Origin of the sequence: Flavobacterium ponti (assembly GCF_042652765.1) — a bacterium.
Classification (GTDB): Bacteria; Bacteroidota; Bacteroidia; order Flavobacteriales; family Flavobacteriaceae; genus Flavobacterium; species Flavobacterium ponti.
Genome location: NZ_JBHSGW010000019.1, coordinates 1 through 3,167, shown reverse-complemented (window position 1 = coordinate 3,167; position 3,167 = coordinate 1). Strand labels below are relative to the sequence as shown.

The 3,167-nt window shown below is 28.0% G+C and carries 5 protein-coding genes; 1 reads left to right on the top strand and 4 read right to left on the bottom strand.

What is annotated here, in order from left to right:
• Positions 1–366: 366 nt before the first annotated feature.
• On the bottom strand, positions 367–975 hold the full coding sequence (locus ACFO3U_RS07715; RefSeq protein ID WP_379740155.1) for a DUF6705 family protein: 609 nt from the start codon (positions 973–975) through the stop codon (positions 367–369).
• Position 976: 1 nt separating this feature from the next.
• On the bottom strand, positions 977–1,426 hold the full coding sequence (locus tag ACFO3U_RS07710; RefSeq protein ID WP_379740152.1) for a hypothetical protein: 450 nt from the start codon (positions 1,424–1,426) through the stop codon (positions 977–979).
• Between the two features lie 247 nt (positions 1,427–1,673).
• On the opposite strand from ACFO3U_RS07710, the gene ACFO3U_RS07705 reads away from it, so the two are divergent.
• Complete coding sequence (locus ACFO3U_RS07705; protein WP_379740149.1) at positions 1,674–1,829, top strand: hypothetical protein; 156 nt, start codon at positions 1,674–1,676, stop codon at positions 1,827–1,829.
• Positions 1,830–2,354: 525 nt separating this feature from the next.
• Here ACFO3U_RS07705 and ACFO3U_RS07700 read toward each other — a convergent pair.
• Entirely contained in the window at positions 2,355–2,951 is a 597-nt protein-coding gene (locus ACFO3U_RS07700; RefSeq protein WP_379740146.1) for a DUF6705 family protein, read from the bottom strand.
• A 10-nt stretch (positions 2,952–2,961) separates the two neighbouring features.
• Positions 2,962–3,167 (bottom strand): hypothetical protein (locus ACFO3U_RS07695; protein WP_379740143.1); only part of this gene is annotated, 206 nt, incomplete at its 5' end.

Below are 3,167 nucleotides of genomic sequence, written 5' to 3'. Positions count from 1 at the left end.
CTAATAAATTACATGGGTCAATTGTAATTGTAAAAGTTGTACCACAATTTTCACCAGCAGGGATATTAAAAAATCTGCAAGCGTTTTGTCTTTAGTTTGCTTGTGTGGTGTAAAATTAACTCTTGTCTTAAGAAATAGAAGACAGGCCTAGTCATTGTGCCACACTTCTTTCAAAACACGATAGTTCTATCTCAATTATTTTTGTAACTTCTTTAAGGTTAACTCGATAGTTTTCTAAAATTATATACAAAATTAAAGATATTTTGTTAAACCTAAATAGTGTAGGTAATTATCTAAATAAAAATAACAAAAGACTTATTGCGTGAGCAATAAGTCTTTTTGTTTATAAGAGTTTTTTTATTTACTTTATTCTTTAACAAAAGTTAAATAAGTAAAAACAGGAACACTTAAGTATTTCGGATCATTTGGGTCTGTTGTCATTGAAGTTCTTGTCCAAATAAATACGTCTAAATATTCTATATTATTAACTTGGTAATGTTTAGCAGCTAAACTAGTAAATATATATTCCCTACCAGGTTGAGTAAAATAAAAACGAATTCTAAAATCATTAAAATCATCGCAACTTGGACATAAAGGATATGAATTATTATCTAACATAACTCTTTCGGAAGTAATATTATTATTATAAGGATCAGCACAATTTAAATTTGACATTGTATTAACTTCTTCTGTACCATTAACTTTATAAATATATTCTCCCACTAATTTATCTTCATACATTTTCGTGACATCATTATAGAACATTAATTTTTTCTGAAAAGTAATTTTAAATTCATTATTACCATCAGTATGAACCCAAGTACCTGTAAACATATCAAAATCATTAAAGGTGTCTTTTGAATATGAATTATTCACAGCTTTAGAAGATGGTCTGTTTTCTCGTATAGGATAAATAGGTGTTTGTGCTTTGCAAACAAAACCATGAAGTATAAAAAGTATGATTATTTTTTTCATTTTAGCAAGGTGTTTTTATTAATACTGTTACTCCGTTTTCTGTACCTAATGATAATTTTTCCCAATTACCAGTAGGATTGTTGTTAATGTCAAATTTTTTTCTGTATAAAGAAATTCCAAAATTCTGTTTAGAATTAATATATTGTAAATACTTCATGGCTAAATCATCTTGATTTACAGTGTTCCAGTTATTTCCATCACCCCATTCATACTCGTTTTTCAAATCAAGATCCATTTTTTTTATTTTTTCTAGATTGCTAGAACCATAAAAAGTCGAATTATATAACGACCCAAAACTAGAAATATTATCTGGAACAATTGCATAAAGATTGCCATGTGGTGAATTACTCAAATCTGCTGAAGTATGACTGTTTGAAATAATAAAATTAAATGGCAAGTCATCAAAGTTAACATTATTTGAATTGCTTGGTTGTTGATAATTTAAACACATATAAGATAAAGTTACCAAATCTTCTATACTAGGTATAGGATATAAACCATCAGTATGAACGTGAACTGTACCAAATGTTGTATTATAATAAGTACCAGTAGTATGGTTTTCTGTGTTGTTGGTAGTTGGTGTTGCAAATAAAAAATCTAATGTACCTTTATTAAATTGTATTGAACTCTCTCTAATAGAAGTAGTATTACTTTTTAATGATTTAATACTATTATTTATAATTGCGTTATTAGTAACATTGGTTAGTTTTACACAAGGATTATCGTCCTCTTCATTCTCTAACTCTGGGCAAGTTGGACAAGGAGGAACAATATTAATAATTATAGGATTGTCTAAATCAGTACTACTTGTAGTAGAGCCACCAGTACCAGAAGTTTGTCCAACACCTGTATAAGTATTATTGTTAGTATTACTTGTTGTATAATCATAGCCATATGTAAAACCAGTACCAGAGCCACCACCACTATCTCTACCACTAGAGGTATTATTTGTGTTTGTATTACCTCTAGTTCCTGTAGTAGAGGTGTTACTTCCTCCACTGGAATCACCTAATAAATTACATGGGTCAATTGTAATTGTAAAAGTTGTACCACAATTTTCACCAGCAGGGATATTAAAAAATCTGCAAGCGTTTTGTCTTTAGTTTGCATGTGTGGTGTAAAATTAACTCTTGTCTTAAGAAATAGAAGACAGGCCTAGTCATTGTGCTACACTTCTTTCAAAACACGATAGTTCTATCTCAATTATTTTTGTAACTTCTCTTGGGTTAACTCCATAGTTTTCTAAAGTTATATACAATATTAAAGATATTGTGTTAAACCTAAATAGTGCTGGAATATTCTAAATAAAAATAACTAAAAGACTTATTGTTTCAGCAATAAGTCTTTTTGTACTAACTAATTATATTTAAAAAGATTTATTATTGTTTTATTAAAGTGTATTCACCAACAGGAACTGTTATGTGTTCTGATAGATTATCACCTTCTTCAGTTATAGATAATGTTTCATATAAAGTAGCTTTAATTAATTGGACACCGTTTTCAACTTTGAATCTTAATACAATTAAAGCATGCACATGTGTTCTTGTTGGGTCAGTAAAGAAAAGTTGAACTCTGCGCTCATTTGGTATACAATCATCACAAATTGGAAAATCATTATTGTCTTGAATAAATAAATTTCCAGTAATATTATTTCCTAAAGAAATTGTTGTATTTAAGTTTGACGTTGTATTTATTATTTCTACATTGTTTTCTTTGTATTTGTATTCCCCAACTAAAAAATCAGTGTAAATATCTTCAAAATCATAATAAATATGTGTTCTTTTTTGTAATATTATTGTAAACTCTTTATTGCCTACAACTGATTTCCAAGTGCCCTCATAGTTATTAAAATCATTAAAAGTATCGGCACAATAAGAACCACTTGGCAAATCGTTAGCAGAGTCATAATTTTGTAACGAATATTGTGCTTTGCAAGAAATGCTTAAAAGCACTAGTATGTATATATATATTTTCATTTTTTTAAATTTAGTTACAGGCATCTTCACTTATGCCATTTAATTTTGTACTGTCTAAGGTTAATTTTTTCCAATTATTTTGATTAATTGGTGATGTAGAAATTCTGTATAAAGAAACATTAAAATTTAGATTAGAGTCATTAGGGTTATTTATAAAGTCTAAAAATACTTTGGCAAAATCAAGTTGGTTTGTAAGTCCTTCTTTTTTTATTTTCT

Excerpts from the sequence above, each read along its gene's own strand:
- ACFO3U_RS07715 (WP_379740155.1), bottom strand. The coding sequence starts at position 975 with ATGAAAAAAATAATCATACTTTTTATACTTCATGGTTTTGTTTGCAAA.
- ACFO3U_RS07710 (WP_379740152.1), bottom strand. The coding sequence starts at position 1,426 with ATGTGTTTAAATTATCAACAACCAAGCAATTCAAATAATGTTAACTTT.
- ACFO3U_RS07700 (WP_379740146.1), bottom strand. The coding sequence starts at position 2,951 with ATGAAAATATATATATACATACTAGTGCTTTTAAGCATTTCTTGCAAA.